Origin of the sequence: Terrirubrum flagellatum (genome assembly GCF_022059845.1) — a bacterium.
Taxonomy (GTDB): Bacteria; Pseudomonadota; Alphaproteobacteria; order Rhizobiales; family Beijerinckiaceae; genus Terrirubrum; species Terrirubrum flagellatum.
The window spans coordinates 2418958-2436150 of sequence record NZ_CP091851.1; the positions used below are offsets into that span (position 1 = coordinate 2418958).

A 17193-nucleotide genomic window follows, 5' to 3' on the forward strand; every position below is an offset into this window, starting at 1 on the left:
CATCACTTCTTGGCGCGCTGCGGCGGCGGAGCGTCGTCCGCGTTCAACTCGCCGATGAAGTCGGCGAAATCGCGCGTCTCACGGAAATCGCGATAGACCGAGGCGAAGCGGACATAGGCGACATCGTCGAGATGTTTGAGCCCTTCCATCACCAGCTCGCCAACCTTGACGCTGGGAATGTCGGACTCGCCCAGACTTTCAAGCTGGCGCACGACGCCATTGATCATGCGCTCGATCTTCTCCTCATCGACGGGACGCTTGCGCAGGGCGACCTTGATGGAGGCCGTGAGCTTGTCGCGATCGAAGAGCGTACGCCGGCCCGATTTCTTGACTATCGTCAATTCACGAAGCTGCACGCGCTCGAACGTGGTGAAGCGGCCGCCGCAGGCGTCGCACACGCGACGGCGACGGATGGCTGAAGAGTCATCCGTCGGACGCGAATCCTTCACCTGCGTATCGACGCTTCCGCAATAGGGGCAGCGCATAATAGTCCTTCATCCGCAGCGAGCGGACGAACAGATCCGCTCGCACAAAATGTTTCGGCGACGTCGACGCCCGCGGAACGCTCAGGCGTAGAGCGGGAACCTGTCCGTCAATTCCTTCACCTTGCCGCGCACCGCCGCCTCGACCTCGGCGTTGTTCTCGTCCGCATTCGCCTTCGACAGGCCTTCCAGCGTTTCGGCGATCAATTCGCCGATCTTCTGGAATTCAACGATGCCGAAGCCCCGCGTCGTGCCCGCCGGCGTCCCCAGGCGAATGCCTGACGTCACGAACGGCTTTTCGGGATCGAACGGGATGCCGTTCTTGTTGCAGGTGATATGCGCGCGACCCAGCGACGCCTCGGAACGCTTGCCATTGACGTTCTTCGGTCGGAGATCGACCAGCATCAGATGGTTGTCCGTCCCGCCCGAAACAATATCGAAGCCGGCCGATTTCAGCGTCGCGGCGAGCGCGCGGGCGTTCTCGACGATGTTCCTGGCGTAGACCTTGAATTCGGGCTCGAGAGCCTCTTTCAGCGCCACCGCTTTGGCCGCGATGACATGCATCAGCGGGCCGCCCTGCAAGCCAGGGAACACCGCCGAGTTGATCTTCTTGGCGATGTCTTCGTCATTGCAGAGGATCATGCCGCCGCGCGGACCGCGCAGCGACTTGTGCGTCGTGGTGGTGGTCACATGGGCGTGCGGCACCGGCGAAGGATGCGCGCCGCCGGCGACGAGGCCCGCGAAGTGCGCCATGTCGACCATGAGATAAGCGCCGATGGCGTCAGCGATCTGACGGAAGCGCGGGAAATCCCATACGCGCGAATAGGCGGTGCCGCCGGCGATGATCAGCTTCGGCTTGTGCTCGTGGGCGAGCTTCTCGATCTCGTCCATGTCGAGGCGCTGGTCGTCGCGGCGAACGCCATAGCTCACGACGTTGAACCACTTGCCCGACATGTTCACGGGCGAGCCGTGGGTGAGATGGCCGCCGGAATTGAGATCAAGGCCCATGAAGGTGTCGCCAGGCTTCAAGAGCGCCAGAAACACCGCCTGGTTCATCTGGCTGCCGGAGTTCGGCTGGACGTTGGCGAACTTCGCGCCGAACAACTTCTTGGCGCGCTCGATCGCCAGCGTCTCGACGATGTCCACATACTGGCAGCCGCCATAGTAGCGCTTGCCGGGATAGCCCTCGGCGTACTTGTTGGTCAGCACCGAGCCTTGCGCCTCCAGCACGGCGCGGGAGACGATATTCTCGGATGCGATGAGCTCGATCTCGTCGCGCTGGCGACCGAGTTCGAGCGCAATGGCGCTCGCGATCTCGGGGTCCGTACCCGACAGCGGCGCCTGAAAGAAGCTGTCAGTCTGCGGCCGGGAGGCGCGCGCTTCAGTCGGGCTCATGATCTGCTCCACAAGGTTCAGCAAAACGTCCGCCCCGTCAGAGGTTTGCTCGTCGGACGGGGATCGCCCGGGAGAGTGCTGGGATTCGGGACCGCTCTGCTGCGCCGCCGCATAGCATGTGGGCCGCCGGCGGGGAAAGCGCGCGAAAGCGAAGGATTGTTCCTTTTCAGCCGAAGTCGCAGGCGAAACAGCCGCCAGCAAGTTTACCTGCCCCGGCCGCGTCTGGCGGTTTTGACGCGCCCTTTCGTCAGGCCCGCCCGATCAACTTGACCTTACGACACGGCGTTCCAGCCGACGAACGTCCCGCGCTGTTCCGAGCCGCCAGGCCAACATGGTTAAGGCATGGTGAAGATGCGCCTATCCAGCCGCCGCATTTTGCAAGAGTTCGACAACCAATCCATCAAACGCGGGCCGGGCGTCGCTGCGAATCGGCGTGAAACCCCACCGGCAAAACTGTCCATTAACAAGGGGATTCCAGGTTGTCCGGCGGATTGGGACGGGTGACGCGATTATGGAATCCACGCTTCATAAAGGCATTTTCGACCGTCAGATCGTTCCTGAAAAGCGCGACATCGATCAGCCCAGGGACAGGCTCGTCGGCCGCGTGATCGCGTGCGACGGCGCCCGGGCCACGCTCTCCTGCGCTGTGGCTCATGACGCCTCGATCTCCTCGGATTTCTGGGCGATCGGGCGGCTCATCACCATCAAGATCGACACCGGCCGCATCGTCGGCCTCGTGTATGAAGTGTCGACCGAGGCCGCGCGCTGGGACGAAAAAGCGCCCAACATCGTCTTCGTGAAGGTCGAGCTCGTCGGCGAGATCACCGATCGCGCCCACGGCCGCGCAAAGTTCCGGCGCGGTCTGCTCCGCTACCCCCCGCTCGGCGCGCCGGCGCATCACACGCGCTCCAGCGACCTCGCCGCGATCTACGATCTTGGCGAACGGGGCGGCGTCGAGATCGGCCGGCTGTCGCAGGATGACGGGATCGCGGCGACCGTGAACATCCATGACATGCTCAATCGCCACTTCGCCGTCGTCGGCACGACGGGCGTCGGCAAATCGAGCGCGGTGTCGCTCCTCCTGCGCAGGGCTGTGATGACGAAGCCCGACCTGCGCGTGCTGGTGCTCGACCCGCACAATGAATATGCGCACGCCTTCAGCGACCTTTCGATCACGGTCGACGCGGCGACGCTTGAACTGCCGTTCTGGATGTTCAAATTCGAGGAATTTGCCGACATCGTCTTCCGCGGTCGCAGCGGGCTCGAAGAAGAGCAAGAAATCCTGCGCGACATGATCTCGTTCGCGAAGGCCAAGAACCGCAGCTATGACGCGATCGGCGCATCGATCTCGGTCCTGAAGCGCCCCAACGACGCGACCGTCATCAGCACCGCCGACACGCCTGTTCCCTATCGCATGCTCGATCTCATCGGCATTCTCGACGAGCATATCGGCAAACTCGACGTGCAGCATGACCGCGCGCGACTGCGTTCGCTGCGTCATCGTCTCGATGCGCTCAACAAGGACCAGCGCTTCCGCTTCATGTTCGGCGGCTCCGGATTCGAAGACAGCATGGAGCGGACGATCGCGAAGATTTTCCGGCTGCCGCATGAAGGGCGCCCGATCACCGTCTTCCAGCTCGCCGGCCTGCCGTCGGAAGTCGTGAACGCGGTGGCCTCGGTGCTGTCGCGCGTCGCCTTCGACCTCGCAATGTTGTCCGGCGGCGCCTATGAGATTCTTGTGCTCTGCGAAGAAGCGCATCGCTATGTGCCGCAGGACCCCAATCTCGGCTTCCTGCCGACGCGCCAGGCCATCGCGCGCATCGCCAAGGAAGGCCGTAAATATGGCTGCTATCTCGGCGTCGTCACGCAGCGTCCCGGCGAGCTTGATCCGACGATCCTGTCGCAGTGCTCGACCGTGTTCGCCATGCGCCTCGGCAACGATCGCGACCAGGAGATCATCCGACGCGCCATTGCAGACTCGTCTGCAAGCACCATCGCTTTCCTGTCGGCGATCGGCAATCGCGAAGCGATCGCATTTGGCGAAGGCGTCGCGACGCCCATGCGCATGACCTTCGCCTCGCAGGAACGGCAGAACCTGCCGGCGACAAGCCTGAATGCGGATGAGCTTTCCGTTGCGCTGGCGCCCGAGCTCAGCGCGCGCGATCTCGCCAACCGCATGCGGGGCATGGCCCAGCAAGCCGGCTGGTAAGCGCGGATTTGCGCTGCGCGCCTCGCTCAGTGGCGGAATAAAATCTTCGGCTGGCGGTTCGACGACGTTCGCCCCACGCGGGCGCTTTCGTACGTGCGCCAAAGCACAGTGCGCTGAAGCTAAAATCGCGAAACGCCGCGCATTAGCGCCGCGGACCCTCATCGGCGCACTGGAGATTGTGACGATGGCTGATGTTCGCGCAAAAGCGAAAAAATTTCTGGACCAGCTTCCGGCCTATGATCCCCAAGGGAGAGGCGACGTCGCGTCGAACGGCCAACGCGCCGATCTTTTCTTCATATTGACCGGCGTCACCCACCAAAGTCTTCAGAACACATGGAAGACCGAGGATGTCGCGAAAGCCGAGCGGCGGAAGGAAGGCAAGAGCACCGCGGGACTGCCAACTACGACGACTTGCAATGCATTCGTTGGCAAGCTCGGAGGCGCAATCGGCTCGCCGATCTCACTCGGACAATTCGACATCGAGAAGAAGCTGAAGAACGCCGGTCTCGGCGAAGCCTGGATCCCCGCGGACAGCGGCAAGAGGCCTGGCTATGGCGACGTTTTCAGACCGATCAAATTCCATATGGGAGTGTCGCTCGATTTCAGTGGCGACATGTGGAACACGGCCGAGTCCGGCCAGGGTGGCCCGGGTGTCGATTACACGAAGGGCTTTGATGTCGTGAAGCGGAAGCAGACGCTGTGGAATCCCGCGTCTCTCCAGGGTTGGGTCGACATCGAAATCCTGATGAGAATTGTGCAAAAAGCGCCGAAATGGATGATCGGCTGGTGGCGCTTCGAAGTCGGACCGACCAAGGAATTCGTCTATTTCGCTGAACGCGGAGCGGCGCGCGCCTTCCCTTCGCCGCCGGCCAATATCAAGATCGCGCCGCCCCAGACCGGCGGTAAGTCTGGCTCGCTAACCTATGACGAGGACACGCAGGGCGTTGCGATCGCCTGGCCCGACGATGTCAGCGACACGCTGCGACACTTGCCGGGCGTCGACTACATGCTCGGCGAACGCGGCGGCCCGCAGCTGCAGGCCTACAAGCTGAAATAGCGCCAGGCGAAAGTGGCGACAAAACCTCGGCGTCAGTCCGCGACGCCGAGGGTCCGGAATATCTCGGTGAGTTGCGCATTCATCGGCAAGCCGATCTGTTCGCCGGTCGGCGTCCGCCTGATGAACCAGCGGTGATAATATTCGATCAGATCGCGGTTCGCCGCCATCGTCTCGAAGGCGCGCCGCACAACCTCCGCCATGTGAGCGTCGTCCTTGGCGAACATCAGGCCGTAGGGATCGAACGACAGAAAATCGCCGATGACGATAAAGTCCGCGTCGGCGCGATGCCGGGCGATGAGGCCGTAGAGAAGCACGTCATCAGTCGCGAAAGCGTCGGCCTTGCCTGCGGCGACCATGCCATAGCTCTCTTCATGATCGCGGCCCGTCACGATGTTGATGTTGAGCTTGCCCTTCTCGTTGAGCGCTTTCAGCGCCGCTTCGTTGGTCGTCCCTGACGTCACGACGATCGTCTTGCCGCCGAAGTCGCGATAGCTGCGCAAACCGGAGCCGCGCTTCACCATCAGCTTGGTGCCGCTGACATACATGATCGGCGAGAAGGCGACCTCCTTCTGCCGCTCGCGATTGCTCGTGGTCGATCCGCATTCGAGATCGACCTTGCCGGACGCTACTGCCGCGATGCGTGTGTCGGGCGTCACCAGCTCGTACGCCACCTTGAGATCGGCGTTGTCGATCTCGCGCCTGATCTCATCGACGACGGCGAGACACAGATCGATCGAATAGCCGATCGGCTTTCCCTCCACGAGATAGGAGAAGGGAAATGAGGATTCGCGATAGCCGATGATCACGGAGCCACGCGCGTTGATCTTCTTCAGCGCGCCTTCAAGCTTCGACGCGCCAGCGTCCTGCGCCGATGCGGAACCGCTGGCGCACAGAAGCGCAGCCAGCACAGGGGCCCAAATCCGTCGCATGAGATCCTCCCAGACGAGCCGGCGCGCGAGGCGCCGGCGATGCGCCCGCCGCGTCAGGCGAGCGCCGGTTGCGGCGCGCCGACAGGTTCCGCCGTCGCTTCGTCGCTCTCGCCGAGTTCGCCCTCCCATTTCGAGACCACGGCGGTCGCGATCGAATTGCCGACCACATTCGTCGCGCTGCGGCCCATATCGAGGAACTGGTCGATGCCCATGATCAGCAGCAGTCCCGCTTCGGGAATGTTGAAGGTGGTCAGGGTCGCAGCGATGACCACGAGCGAGGCGCGCGGCACGCCGGCCATGCCCTTGCTGGTGACCATAAGGAGCAGAAGCATGGTGATCTGCTGCGCCCAGCTCAACTGGATGCCGTAGGCCTGCGCGATGAAGAGCGTCGCGAAGGTGCAGTACATCATCGAGCCGTCGAGGTTGAACGAATAGCCCATCGGCAGCACGAAGCTCGCGATCCGCTTCGAGACGCCGAAACGCTGGAGCTGTTCGAGAATCTTGGGATAGGCGGCTTCCGAGCTCGCGGTCGAGAAGGCGAGCAGGAAGGATTCGCGCATGCGCCCGAGAAGGTTCGTGACGCGCGGCCCAAGGACAAGGAAGCCCGCCAGCGCCAGCAGCCCCCACAGGATGAACAGCGAGACGTAGAACTCGATCATGAACTTGCCGTAGGTCACGAGCACGCTTAAGCCCTGCGTCGTCACCGTCGAGGCGATCGCCGCGAACACCGCAAGCGGGGCAGCCTTCATCACATAACCGGTGATCTCGAGCATGACATGCGCGATCTGGTCAGCCACTTCGGCGACGAGTTTCGCCCGCTCGCCAAGCGACGCGATCGCGACGCCGACGAAAATCGAGAACACGACGATCTGCAGGATCTCGTTCTGCGCCATCGACTCGACCACGGATTTCGGCACGAGGTGCGTGACGAACTCCTTCAGCGTCAGCGACGACACCTTGAGATTGGTGGCGCTTCCGGCGTCTGGAAGCGGAAGGTTAAGGCCAACGCCCGGTTGCAGCAGATTGACCATGATCATGCCGAGGAGCAGCGAGCACAGCGACGCGCCGACGAACCAGACCATGGTCTTCACGCCGATACGACCGACCGAACTTGAATCGCCCATATGGGCGATGCCGACCACCAGCGTCGAAAACACCAGCGGCGCGATGATCATCTTGATCAGGCGCAGGAAGACGTCGGTGACGATGGAGATATAGCCGGCGACCTGCGCAGCGGTCTTCGGATCGGGGAACGCGGCGTTGCACGCCCACCCCACCACGATTCCAAGAATCATCCCGATCAGGATCAGCGTCGTGAATTTCTTGCTCATCGAAGTCGCGTCCCAATTTCCTCTGCGACCGATCGGAGCAAGTTTTCGCCGCAATTGCCACCCCACGCGGCGAATTATTTTGTCGGCTTTCACAATCGGGGCGCCTCAACGCCCCTCCCTGTGAGCCTCGGGGGCGCGCGGGCGATCATTTGTGCCGCGCTGCAAAAACCAACGCCCCGCTCTCCTTTCGAAGAACGGGGCGTGGTTCACGCCTGACCGAGGGAGGGCAAATTCACTCAATCGTTGGCGGTGACTCCCTGCAGGGACGCGACCGGCACGGCGCCGAGCCCATCCTTGCTATAGATGTCGTCCCTGAACTGGGTCAGCCCATCCGGCTGGCCCCAGGCCGTGACGTAAACCCAGTAGACCTGCACCGGATCGGCGACGGTCACATCGACGCGCTGGCCGCCGCGGAACAGCTCTTCGACTTTTTCACGCGACATGCCGGGCGTATTCTTCAGAATCCAGGCGACGTAGTCGCGGATGTTCTGGACGCGGATGCAGCCCGAGGAGTGGAAGCGCGCATCGTCGCCAAACAGCCCCTTCGAATTCGTGTCGTGCATATAAACGCCGTGCGGGCTCGGAATATTCACGCGCACGGTGCCCATCGAATTGAAATCGCCGGGGTCCTGACGGAAGCGATATTTCAGCGCGTCGTCGGAATTCCAGTTGATCGCCGTCGCCGGCACTTCCTGGCCCTGGCCGTTGAAGATGCGAATGTGGTTTTCGGTCAGATAGGTCGGCTCCGACCGCATCTTCGGAATGAGATCCTTGCGGACGATTGACGCCGGCGTGGTCCAGAAAGGATGGAAGTTGATCTGCGGAATCTTCGTCGACAGCACAGGCGACTGACGATCCGGCTTGCCGACGACCGCGGCGTGGCGCGTCTGCACGACGCCGCCTTCGACCGTTTCAATGCGCGCCGCGGGAATGTTCGTCGCGATGTAGCGGCTGTTCTGCGCCGCGCCGCTGGCGAGCGACCGCAGGCGGACAATATTCACTTCGAGCTGCCGCAAACGCGTCGCCGCCGGCACGTTCATCGCGAACAGCGTCAGGTTATTCACGGAGCCTGTGGGATTGAGGCCATGGCGCTCCTGGAGGCGGCGCACGCCGGCGTCGACGAAGGAATCGTAAACGTCGGAACCGCCTGCGCCTTCCGGCGGGATGTCGCCGGTCTGGGCGAGGCGCTGACGCAAAGCCACGACGCCGCGGCCGCGTGAGCCGATGCGATACTGGCCGGCAGGCACTTGCTGGAGGCCAGACGAAGCCAATTGGCGATATTGTTCAATAGCTTGCTCGGTCGCCTGAACCGTCTGTTCGGACAGGAGCGGAACCGTGGAGCGCTGCACGCGGAGGCTCGAGGCGCCGTCGTAGCTCTGGCTCCACTCGGCCTGCTGGGCGAAGGCTTCACTCGCCAGCGGCGCCGCGAGCGCCGTCGTGGCTAGGGACCACAGCGCCGTCCGGCGGGTCAGAAAGGGCGTCGCGTCACGCGTCATCATCGCTCACCATTTAAAGAAGCGGAGTCACGACAACAAGCCCGGCCAAGCGCTTGGCCAGGGGACGCGCCCCCGCAATGACATGCAGTATCGCGCTTAAGGAACCCTGAGCGATGGCCGTTTTAAGGCGAATCAAGATGTCGCCGTCATGAGGGAACCACGGCGGGGATCACCTCTGCGTGAACCGCATGAGCCGCGCGAAAGCCGGCGGACAAAAGTCCGCCGGATAGAATTCGCTAGGAACTTAAGCTCAAATCAGAGGCGGTACTTGATGTGATCCGCCCAGAAGCGCTCGAGGCGGCCAAGAGCCTGATTCATCCGGGAGAAGTCGTCCGACGAGATGCCGCCGACCGGCTCCAGGGAGCGGGTGTGCTTCTCCAGCACCGCCGCGATCAGGCCATGGACCGCCCGGCCCTTGTCCGTCAGGCTGATCCGCACCGAGCGCTTGTCGATGCGCGAGCGGGCGTGATGCATATAGCCCATCTCGACCAGCTTCTTGACGTTGTAGGACACGTTCGAGCCGAGATAGTAGCCGCGGGTGCGCAGTTCACCGGCCGTCAGCTCGCTGTCCGCAATATTGTAGAGAAGGAGGGCCTGGACAGCATTGATCTCCGCGATCTGCTTGCGATCCAGTTCGTCCTTGATGACGTCGAGAAGGCGACGGTGAAGCCGTTCCAGGAGCCCGAGGGCTTCGAGATAGCCGGCTTCAACCGCCGTCTTTCCAGTTTGCGGCCGGTCGGCCGCACGCGTCGCCGCTTGCGTGCTCATAGTCTTCGCCTCTTCCTGTGTTTTGTTGGGTCGCAGTCTGACGCCGCGCCCTTGATGAGGCGACAATAGGTTTCGCCAATGAAGACGAGTTTAAATTCCAGCGTGAATCAAATCTTGCCGGATTCGGCGTAAATATAAGCTGAAATTACGCAATTTTAGTCTTTTCAAGACGTGAACGGAGATCACGCGAACAACCGGATTCACTCCGGCTCCGCCTCACGCGCCGACAGCGATGAAAGGAAGAGATAGATCACCACAAGCGCCACCAAAGTCGCGATGCGCGTGGTGGTGACGGTGAAGACGCGCGGCGCGACAAAAGTCAGCACAATCTCCGTCGTCACCGCGAGCAGCCACATCACGCCGCCCCAGGCGCTGAGCAGCCACATGCCCACGGCGGCGACGAGATCCATCACGCCGAAACCAATTGTCACCGCCTTCACGGCCGCGCGTTTCGATTCAAAATCGGCGGCCTGATCAAAACCGAAAATATCCATCCACCAGGTGACGCCCTTCACGAACCATGCGGCCGCGACCGCGCGCATGAAGAACGACAATTGCAGCGTCCAGCGCGGCATGCGCCGCGCCGCGCGCGTTTTCGGCCCGAGATCGAGGTGATCGGTCATTGCGACTTCATGCGGTCCATTCGTCGGCGCCGAGCGACGCGAAATGCCTGGCGACATCCGCGTCGGAAACCTCCGCGAGCGTCGCCGGCTTCCAGCGCGGCGCGTTGTCCTTGTCGACTATCACGGCGCGCACGCCTTCATAGAAATCATGTCCTCTGGCGACGCGTGACACGATGCGGAATTCCATCGCCATCGCCTCCTCGAACGTCAGCGTCTTGCCGCGCCGCATCTGCTCGAAGGCGATTTTCAAACTCATAGGCGATTTGGTCCGCATCGTGGCGGCGCAGGCGGCGGCGAAAGGCGATGAGCCGTTCGCATCGAGCCGCGCAAGGATGTCCTCCACCGACGATCCGGCGAAGCAGCGATCGATCATGTCGCGCTCGCCGGCGACGGGACCGGACGCGGGCGACCGGGCGCGCGCGCTGATCGCATCATCGACATTTTCACCTGATGTCAGCGCATCCAGCAGGCCCAACATTTCGGATGTGGGGACATAGGCGTTAACCAGCCCGAGCGCGACCCCGTCGCCGATCTTCACCCGATCGCCCGTCAGCGCCGCCCAGGTCCCCGCTTCGCCGGGCAGGCGCGGCAGGGCGTAGGTCGCTCCAACATCCGGGAAGAAGCCGATCCCGACCTCCGGCATGGCGAAGAGATAGCGGTCGCCCCCGACCCGGTGCGACCCGTGGAGCGACAGGCCGACGCCGCCTCCCATGACGATGCCGTCGATCAGCGCGACATAGGGCTTGGGATAGCGGGAAATCATCGCATTCAGGCGATATTCCTCGCCCCAGAAGGTCATGGCTTCATTGAGATCGCCCGCCCTGCCCTGCTCGTAGAGCGTGCGGATGTCGCCGCCGGCGCAGAAGGCGCGGTCGCCGGCGCCCTTGATGATGACGCGGGTGACGGCGGGATCGGCCGCCCAATCCCGCAGGGCCGGCGCAAGCGCCCGGACCATGCCGAGATTGAGCGCATTCAAGGCCTTGGGACGATTAAGCGTCACGACGCCGGCGGCGCCCACGCGTTCGCAGATGATGTCGGGTTCGGCGGTCATACGGGAAGGCAGGAGGGAGGGAACCCCGCCTAACGCGCGAATTTGACGCGCGTCAAACCGGCGTTTCCTTGGACAGGTTCCAATGTGTTATGAGCGGGCGTATTTCGGAGCTTCGCCCATGTCGACCCGCATCGCCCCGTTCAAGCCCGCACGGCGCGCCGACGCCGCTCAGGCGGAGCGGCTCGATCTCCCGGTCCGCATGCGCCGCAACCGCAAGGCCGACTGGTCGCGCCGGCTGACAGCCGAAAACGTGCTCACGGCCGCTGATCTGATCTGGCCGGTCTTCGTGACCGAGGGCTCGGACGTCAGAGAGGCGGTCGGCTCCATGCCCGGCGTGGAGCGTGTGTCGGTCGACCTTTTGGCCGGCGAGGCGGAGAAGGCGGCGAGGCTCGGCATTCCCGCGATCGCGCTGTTCCCCAACACGCCGCCAGGCCTGCGCGATGATGACGGCTCGGAAGCGCTTAATCCCAACAACCTGATCTGCCGCGCGCTGCGCGCGGTGAAGAAGGCCGTGCCTGAGATCGGGCTCATCACCGACGTCGCGCTCGATCCCTACACCAGCCACGGGCATGACGGGCTTTTGCAAGACGGCCGCATCCTGAACGATGAGACGGTCGCAATCCTCGTGCGCCAGTCGCTTATTCAGGCGGAAGCCGGCGCCGACGTGATTGCTCCGTCAGATATGATGGATGGGAGAGTGGGCGCCATCAGGAAAGGTCTTGACGCCGCAGGCTTCACCGATGTGCAGATCATGGCCTATGCCGCGAAATACGCCTCCGCCTTCTACGGCCCGTTCCGCGACGCGGTCGGCTCCAACGCGACGCTGAAGGGCGACAAGAAGACCTATCAGATGGATCCGGCGAACGGCGATGAAGCGCTGCGCGAGGTCGAGCTCGATCTCGCCGAAGGCGCGGACATGGTGATGGTCAAGCCGGGTCTGCCCTATCTCGACATCTGCGCGCGCGTGAAGGAAACGTTCCGCGTTCCGACCTTCGCTTATCAGGTGTCGGGCGAATACGCGATGATCCAGGCCGCCGCGCAGAATGGCTGGCTCGATGGCGACAAGGCGATGATGGAGAGCCTGATGGCCTTCAAGCGCGCCGGCTGCGACGGCGTGCTGACTTACTTCGCGGTGAAGGCGGCGGAGAAGTTGAGGGGCTGAACGCCTCGACGCTCGCGACTGCTGTTTTCAGCCTTTCTGTCGCGCGATCACGCCCCGCCATTCTGGCTCGATTTCCGCCGTCCTTCATCGCCGTCGACCTGCGCGCCTTTCGGCGCGCCGCCCTCGGCCCGCTGCCGCGCCGGGCCATAGGCGCGAACCAGATTGAACGCCGTGTTGACGAGTCCGATATGGGAAAAACCCTGCGGAAAATTTCCGGTCAGACGACGCGTCGCGGGATCAAACTCCTCCGCCAGCAGGCCGACATCGTTGCGCAGCGCGAGCAATCTTTCGAACATCTCCTTCGCCTCATCGAGCCGGCCCGACATGACATAGGCGTCCGCGAGCCAGAACGAACAGGCGAGAAACAGCCGCTCGTCGCCATCGACGCCGTCGACGCGCAGCCTGGGATCGTAGCGGCGCACAAGCCCTTTATAGGTGAGGTCATGCTCGATCGCGGCGATCGTGCCGGCGATGCGCGGATCATCGGGCGGCAGGAAGCCCGCCTGCGGCATCAGCAGCAGCGAGGCGTCGAGCGCCTCGCCGCCGTAATATTGCACGAAGCAATTCCGCTTCGCGTCGAAGCCGCGCTTGCAGATATCGGCGTGAATTTCGTCGCGAAGAGCGCGCCATTCATCCACGGGACCATCGAGCCTGAAACGCTCCGCGCTCTTCACCGCTCGATCGAAGGCCACCCAGCACATCAGGCGCGAATGAGTGTAATGGCGCGCCGGCCCGCGCGACTCCCAGATGCCCTGATCGGGCTCGCGCCAGACTTTCGCGACATGGGCGAGCATCGCCTTCTCAAGCTTCCAGGCGTCATCGAGCGCGCTGAGATCAGCTTCGCGCGCCGTGTGGAGAACATCGAGCAGTTCGCCATAAACGTCGAGTTGCGCCTGTTCGGCAGCGGCGTTTCCGACGCGCACCGGCGAACTGTTCTCGTAGCCCGGCAGCCACGGCGCGATGAGTTCGGGAATCCATCGTTCGCCCGCGACGCCGTAGAGAATGCGCAATTGATCGGGACGGCCGGCGGCGGCGCGCAACAGCCATTGACGCCAGCTCTCCGCCTCCTGGCGATAGCCGGCGTTGAGAAGCGCGTACAGGGTCAGCGCTGAATCGCGCAGCCAGCAATAGCGATAGTCCCAATTGCGCGAGCCGCCGAACGCTTCCGGCAGCGATGTGGTCGGCGCCGCGACGATGCCTCCGGTCGGCGCGAAGGTCAGAAGCTTCAGCGTAATCAGCGAACGGCGCACCGCTTCCGTCCAGCGTTCGTCATCGCTTTCGAAGCGGCATTGCTTCGTCCATTCACGCCATCGCGTGACGGTGCGGTCGAGACTTTCCGCATGATCGGAAACGAAGCGCGGCGAAGCATTGGAAGGATGATATGAGAGCGTGAAGGATGCGCTCTCCTTTTCGCGCAACGTGAATTCCGAAGTGGTGACCATGTCACGGCCGACAAGCGGCGTGCGCGCATGGAGTTCAATCGCATGCGGCCCAGCGACCGCGGTCAGACCATAATCGCGACGACGCACCCAGGGCGCGGTCTGGCCATAGTCGAAACGCAGCGCGAGCTCCATGCGGACGGCGACCTCGCCTTTCACGCAGCGGACGACCCGAACGACGTCGCTCTTCTCCTCCTCGTCCGTGAACGGCATGTGGTCGATCAGCGAGATCTCTCCAGTCGCGGTCCGGAACTTTGTCTCGAGCACTGCTGTTCCCGGCAGATAGTCGCGGGTCGCCTCGTGATCGCCGTCCGGCGCGATGCGCCAATAGCCATGGCTTTCATCGCCAAGCAGCGCGGCGAAACAGGCGCCGGAATCGAAACGCGGCAGGCACAGCCAATCGATCGAGCCGTCGCGCGCCACCAGCGCGGCTGTCGCCGCGTTGCCGATCAGAGCGTAGTCTTCAAGAGGCTTCGACATGCTCGATCCGTTCAGCGACTCGACTTGTGCCAATGCGCGAGCGCTTGAACTGTTCGCCGCGCCCGCGGCGGCTGGTCGCAGGCGATCCCCGCCCCTCTCTTTCCCCGCAAAGCGATTCAGGCCAGTGATGCGGCCGTGCGTTTCAGTCACCTGATCATTATCGGCGTCCTCGCCTTCGCCGCCGGCATCCTCGTCAGCGTGCTGCTGAGCGGGCCCGACAACGCCGATGAGGCCCAGTCGCGCCTGTGCCGGGCCATGCTGCCGGCGCTGGCGCCGGATGACTCGGCCGTCACTGTGACGCGCGTCGGTCGCGGCCCCTCCGCGGCGAGCGTCCGGGTCGACTATGTCGCGAACGAGACGTCGGGGCGGCAGCGGGCTCGGTTCGTGGTCTGCGCCTTCGCCGAGGAAGGGCTCGGGGCGCGCAAGACCGATCTCGTTTCCGTGATCACCGAACGCGGGCGGATGAGCGACGCCTCGCTGTTTTTCCTGCGCCGCTATTGGCTCGATCAGCCGGAGGCTGCGCTGCGCATTCCCCCGCCGCCGACGCGCAAGCCGCTGCTTGGCAGGACATCGAAGCGCGCCGCCTACGCCATCCAGCAGGCGGTCGCTGGCCTGCCGCTCACCGCCGTCACGGGGTTGCTCGCGACCGCCTATGCGCTGGTCTATGGCTTGGTTGGGCGCATCATCCTCACGTTCGGCGAATTCGCGGCGCTCGGCGCAGCCGGCGTCACGCTTGGCGTCGCGCTGGCGCAGGCCGGCGGCGTCGCGGACACGCTGGCGCTTCTCGCCATTGGCCTCGCCTTCGCCGCCTGGGTGACCGCGAGCTGGGGCGCGGCCGCCGCGAAACTCGTGCTCGCGCCTGTTGTCCGCCAGTCCGGACAACATGTGCTGATCGCGACCGTCGGCCTTGCGCTCGCGATCTCCGAGGGCATCCGTCTCACACAAGGCTACAACACGCGCTGGATGTCGCCGGTCTGGAACGAGCCAATCTCGCTCGCCGACGCGCCCGACTTCGCCGCAACCACGACGCCGATCACGCTCATCGTCAGCGCCGCTGCGATCCTGTCCTCGGTCGCGCTCGTGCTGTTCATGCGTCGCAGCCGCTACGGCCGCGCCTGGCGCGCCGCAGCCGACGATGCGGTCGCGGCGTCGATGTGCGGCGTCGACGTGCAGAGGACTGTGATGACCGCGTGCGCCCTCGCCTGTTGCGTCGCGGGTCTCTCGGGCTTCTTGCTGACGCTGCATATCGGCGGCATGGGATTTGGCGGCGGCGGCGTGTTCGGGCTGAAGGCGCTGGTCGGCGCGATCGTCGGCGGCGTCGGCTCCGTCGGCGGGGCGATGCTCGGCGGGCTGGCCGTCGGCGCGCTCGAAGCGCTATGGTCGTCGACGATGCCGATCGAATGGCGCGACGTCGCCGTGTTCTCCCTGCTGTCGGTGGTGCTGATCTTCCGGCCGGGCGGATTCTTCGGCGAGGGCGGAACGAAAGACAGACCGCAGGGGCGCGCATTGTGAGCAACAAGTTTGCGATAACGATCGACGACGTGCGCGACGCGGCGCGCATCCTGAAAGGCGAGCTTGCGCGCACACCCTGCCTCGCCGCGCCGAAGCTTTCGGCGCTGACCGGCGCCGACATCGTCGTCAAATATGAAACGATGCATGCGACGGGCTCCTTCAAGGAACGCGGCGCGATCGTGAAGCTTGCATCCCTCAGCGCCGAAGAGCGCGGGCGCGGCGTCATCGCGATGTCGGCGGGAAATCACGCGCAGGCCGTCGCCTATCATGCCGGTCGCCTCGGCGTGCCCGCGACGATCGTGATGCCGGACGGCACGCCTCTGGTGAAAATCGAGAACACGCGCGGCTATGGCGCGCGCGTCATCCTGCATGGCGAGACGCTGGCGGAATCGCAGACCGAGGCGCGCCGCATCGCCGCCGAGGAAGAACTCGTGTTCGTTCATCCCTACGATGATGCGCGCATCATGGCGGGCCAGGGCACCATCGCGCTCGAAATGCTGGACGAGCATCCCGACCTCGACGCGCTCGTCATTCCCTTGGGCGGCGGCGGCCTCGGCGCCGGCAACGCTATCGCTGCCAAAGCCGTGAAGCCTGATATCGAAATCGTCGGCGTGGAGGCTGAGTCCTTCGCCTCCTTCGACAACGCCATGCATCATCGCGAGCGGCCGATCGGCGGCGCGACGCTTGCCGAAGGCATCGCGGTGAAGAATGTGGGCGCGCTGACGCTGCCTGTGGTGCAGAAGCTGTTCAGCGACATCATCTGCGTCAACGAGACCGAGATCGAGGACGCGATCAACATCTTCGCGACCTATCAGCGCGTCATGGCTGAAGGCGCCGGCGCGACGGGCCTCGCCGCCGTTCTGGCGCAGAAAGAGCGCTTCGCTCGTCGCAAGGTCGGTCTTATTCTCTGCGGCGGCAATATCGACGCGCGCATGCTGGCCTCGATCATGGTGCGCGCGCTGGAGCGCGCTGACCGGATCGTGTCATTTCGCGTCACCACAAGCGATCGACCTGGCATCCTCGGCAAGATCGCGACGCGCGTTGGCGAGCTCGGCGCGAACATCCTTGAAGTCAGTCATGGCCGCCTGTTCATCGATGTGCCGGCGAAAGGCGTTTCGCTCGATCTGACCGTGGAGACGCGCGACGCCGCTCATGCGCGCGAATTGCTGGAGACGCTCGCGAATGAAGGCTATTCGCCGGCCAGGCTCGACCCGCGCGGGTTGGGTCCCGTCGACTGACCCAATGGTCGTTGTCAGTTT

The 17193-nt window shown here is 63.8% G+C and carries 14 protein-coding genes; 5 read left to right on the forward strand and 9 right to left on the reverse strand.

Annotated elements, in window-relative coordinates:
- Nucleotides 1–2 precede the first annotated feature (2 nt).
- Nucleotides 3–485, reverse strand: a complete 483-nt coding sequence (gene nrdR, locus L8F45_RS11690; RefSeq protein WP_342363045.1) for a transcriptional regulator NrdR — start codon at nucleotides 483–485, stop codon at nucleotides 3–5.
- An 81-nt stretch (nucleotides 486–566) separates the two neighbouring features.
- Nucleotides 567–1877 carry a serine hydroxymethyltransferase gene (gene glyA / locus L8F45_RS11695; protein ID WP_342363046.1) on the reverse strand — a complete coding sequence of 437 codons (1311 nt, stop codon included), beginning with the start codon at nucleotides 1875–1877 and terminating at the stop codon, nucleotides 567–569.
- Between the two features lie 511 nt (nucleotides 1878–2388).
- Between glyA and L8F45_RS11700 the strand changes: the two genes are divergently transcribed.
- Both L8F45_RS11700 and L8F45_RS11705 read left to right on the forward strand, forming a co-directional pair.
- Nucleotides 2389–4086 (forward strand): ATP-binding protein, encoded by a 1698-nt coding sequence (locus L8F45_RS11700; RefSeq protein WP_342363047.1) that lies wholly within the window; start codon nucleotides 2389–2391, stop codon nucleotides 4084–4086.
- A 184-nt stretch (nucleotides 4087–4270) separates the two neighbouring features.
- Nucleotides 4271–5143: a hypothetical protein gene (locus tag L8F45_RS11705; RefSeq protein ID WP_342363048.1), complete on the forward strand. Its 873-nt coding sequence runs from the start codon at nucleotides 4271–4273 to the stop codon at nucleotides 5141–5143.
- 32 nt (nucleotides 5144–5175) lie between these two features.
- Here L8F45_RS11705 and L8F45_RS11710 read toward each other — a convergent pair whose 3' ends face one another.
- The 6 genes from L8F45_RS11710 to L8F45_RS11735 form a co-directional block, all read right to left on the reverse strand.
- Entirely contained in the window at nucleotides 5176–6072 is an 897-nt protein-coding gene (locus tag L8F45_RS11710) for an amino acid ABC transporter substrate-binding protein (RefSeq protein ID WP_342363049.1), read from the reverse strand.
- 53 nt (nucleotides 6073–6125) lie between these two features.
- Nucleotides 6126–7403, reverse strand: coding sequence for a dicarboxylate/amino acid:cation symporter (locus L8F45_RS11715; protein WP_342363050.1), 1278 nt, complete (start codon nucleotides 7401–7403; stop codon nucleotides 6126–6128).
- Nucleotides 7404–7639: 236 nt separating this feature from the next.
- Complete coding sequence (locus L8F45_RS11720; RefSeq protein ID WP_342363051.1) at nucleotides 7640–8902, reverse strand: L,D-transpeptidase family protein; 1263 nt, start codon at nucleotides 8900–8902, stop codon at nucleotides 7640–7642.
- 252 nt (nucleotides 8903–9154) lie between these two features.
- Entirely contained in the window at nucleotides 9155–9667 is a 513-nt protein-coding gene (ldtR, locus tag L8F45_RS11725; RefSeq protein WP_342363052.1) for a transcriptional regulator LdtR, read from the reverse strand.
- Nucleotides 9668–9867: 200 nt separating this feature from the next.
- Entirely contained in the window at nucleotides 9868–10290 is a 423-nt protein-coding gene (locus tag L8F45_RS11730) for a DUF6163 family protein (RefSeq protein ID WP_342363053.1), read from the reverse strand.
- 7 nt (nucleotides 10291–10297) lie between these two features.
- Nucleotides 10298–11341, reverse strand: a complete 1044-nt coding sequence (locus tag L8F45_RS11735; RefSeq protein ID WP_342363054.1) for an enoyl-CoA hydratase/isomerase family protein — start codon at nucleotides 11339–11341, stop codon at nucleotides 10298–10300.
- A 118-nt stretch (nucleotides 11342–11459) separates the two neighbouring features.
- Here L8F45_RS11735 and hemB point away from each other — a divergent pair, with 118 nt between their 5' ends.
- Nucleotides 11460–12503 carry a porphobilinogen synthase gene (gene hemB, locus L8F45_RS11740; protein ID WP_342363055.1) on the forward strand — a complete coding sequence of 348 codons (1044 nt, stop codon included), beginning with the start codon at nucleotides 11460–11462 and terminating at the stop codon, nucleotides 12501–12503.
- Between the two features lie 47 nt (nucleotides 12504–12550).
- Here the strand turns inward: hemB and L8F45_RS11745 are convergent, their stop codons facing one another.
- A complete protein-coding gene (locus L8F45_RS11745) occupies nucleotides 12551–14422 on the reverse strand; it encodes a glycoside hydrolase family 15 protein (RefSeq protein WP_342363056.1) in 1872 nt (623 codons plus the stop codon).
- Nucleotides 14423–14557: 135 nt separating this feature from the next.
- Here L8F45_RS11745 and L8F45_RS11750 point away from each other — a divergent pair, with 135 nt between their 5' ends.
- Nucleotides 14558–15934 carry a branched-chain amino acid ABC transporter permease gene (locus L8F45_RS11750; RefSeq protein WP_342363057.1) on the forward strand — a complete coding sequence of 459 codons (1377 nt, stop codon included), beginning with the start codon at nucleotides 14558–14560 and terminating at the stop codon, nucleotides 15932–15934.
- Entirely contained in the window at nucleotides 15931–17172 is a 1242-nt protein-coding gene (locus L8F45_RS11755) for a threonine ammonia-lyase (RefSeq protein WP_425329999.1), read from the forward strand. The genes L8F45_RS11750 and L8F45_RS11755 overlap by 4 nt, the downstream gene beginning before the upstream one ends.
- The last annotated feature ends 21 nt before the right edge of the window (nucleotides 17173–17193 follow it).

Bases quoted from the DNA above. Each gene is read 5' to 3' on its own strand.
- nrdR (WP_342363045.1), bottom strand. From the start codon at position 485: ATGCGCTGCCCCTATTGCGGAAGCGTCGATACGCAGGTGAAGGATTCG.
- glyA (WP_342363046.1), bottom strand. From the start codon at position 1,877: ATGAGCCCGACTGAAGCGCGCGCCTCCCGGCCGCAGACTGACAGCTTC.
- L8F45_RS11700 (WP_342363047.1), top strand. From the start codon at position 2,389: ATGGAATCCACGCTTCATAAAGGCATTTTCGACCGTCAGATCGTTCCT.
- L8F45_RS11705 (WP_342363048.1), top strand. From the start codon at position 4,271: ATGGCTGATGTTCGCGCAAAAGCGAAAAAATTTCTGGACCAGCTTCCG.
- L8F45_RS11710 (WP_342363049.1), bottom strand. From the start codon at position 6,072: ATGCGACGGATTTGGGCCCCTGTGCTGGCTGCGCTTCTGTGCGCCAGC.
- L8F45_RS11715 (WP_342363050.1), bottom strand. From the start codon at position 7,403: ATGAGCAAGAAATTCACGACGCTGATCCTGATCGGGATGATTCTTGGA.
- L8F45_RS11720 (WP_342363051.1), bottom strand. From the start codon at position 8,902: ATGATGACGCGTGACGCGACGCCCTTTCTGACCCGCCGGACGGCGCTG.
- ldtR (WP_342363052.1), bottom strand. From the start codon at position 9,667: ATGAGCACGCAAGCGGCGACGCGTGCGGCCGACCGGCCGCAAACTGGA.
- L8F45_RS11730 (WP_342363053.1), bottom strand. From the start codon at position 10,290: ATGACCGATCACCTCGATCTCGGGCCGAAAACGCGCGCGGCGCGGCGC.
- L8F45_RS11735 (WP_342363054.1), bottom strand. From the start codon at position 11,341: ATGACCGCCGAACCCGACATCATCTGCGAACGCGTGGGCGCCGCCGGC.
- hemB (WP_342363055.1), top strand. From the start codon at position 11,460: ATGTCGACCCGCATCGCCCCGTTCAAGCCCGCACGGCGCGCCGACGCC.
- L8F45_RS11745 (WP_342363056.1), bottom strand. From the start codon at position 14,422: ATGTCGAAGCCTCTTGAAGACTACGCTCTGATCGGCAACGCGGCGACA.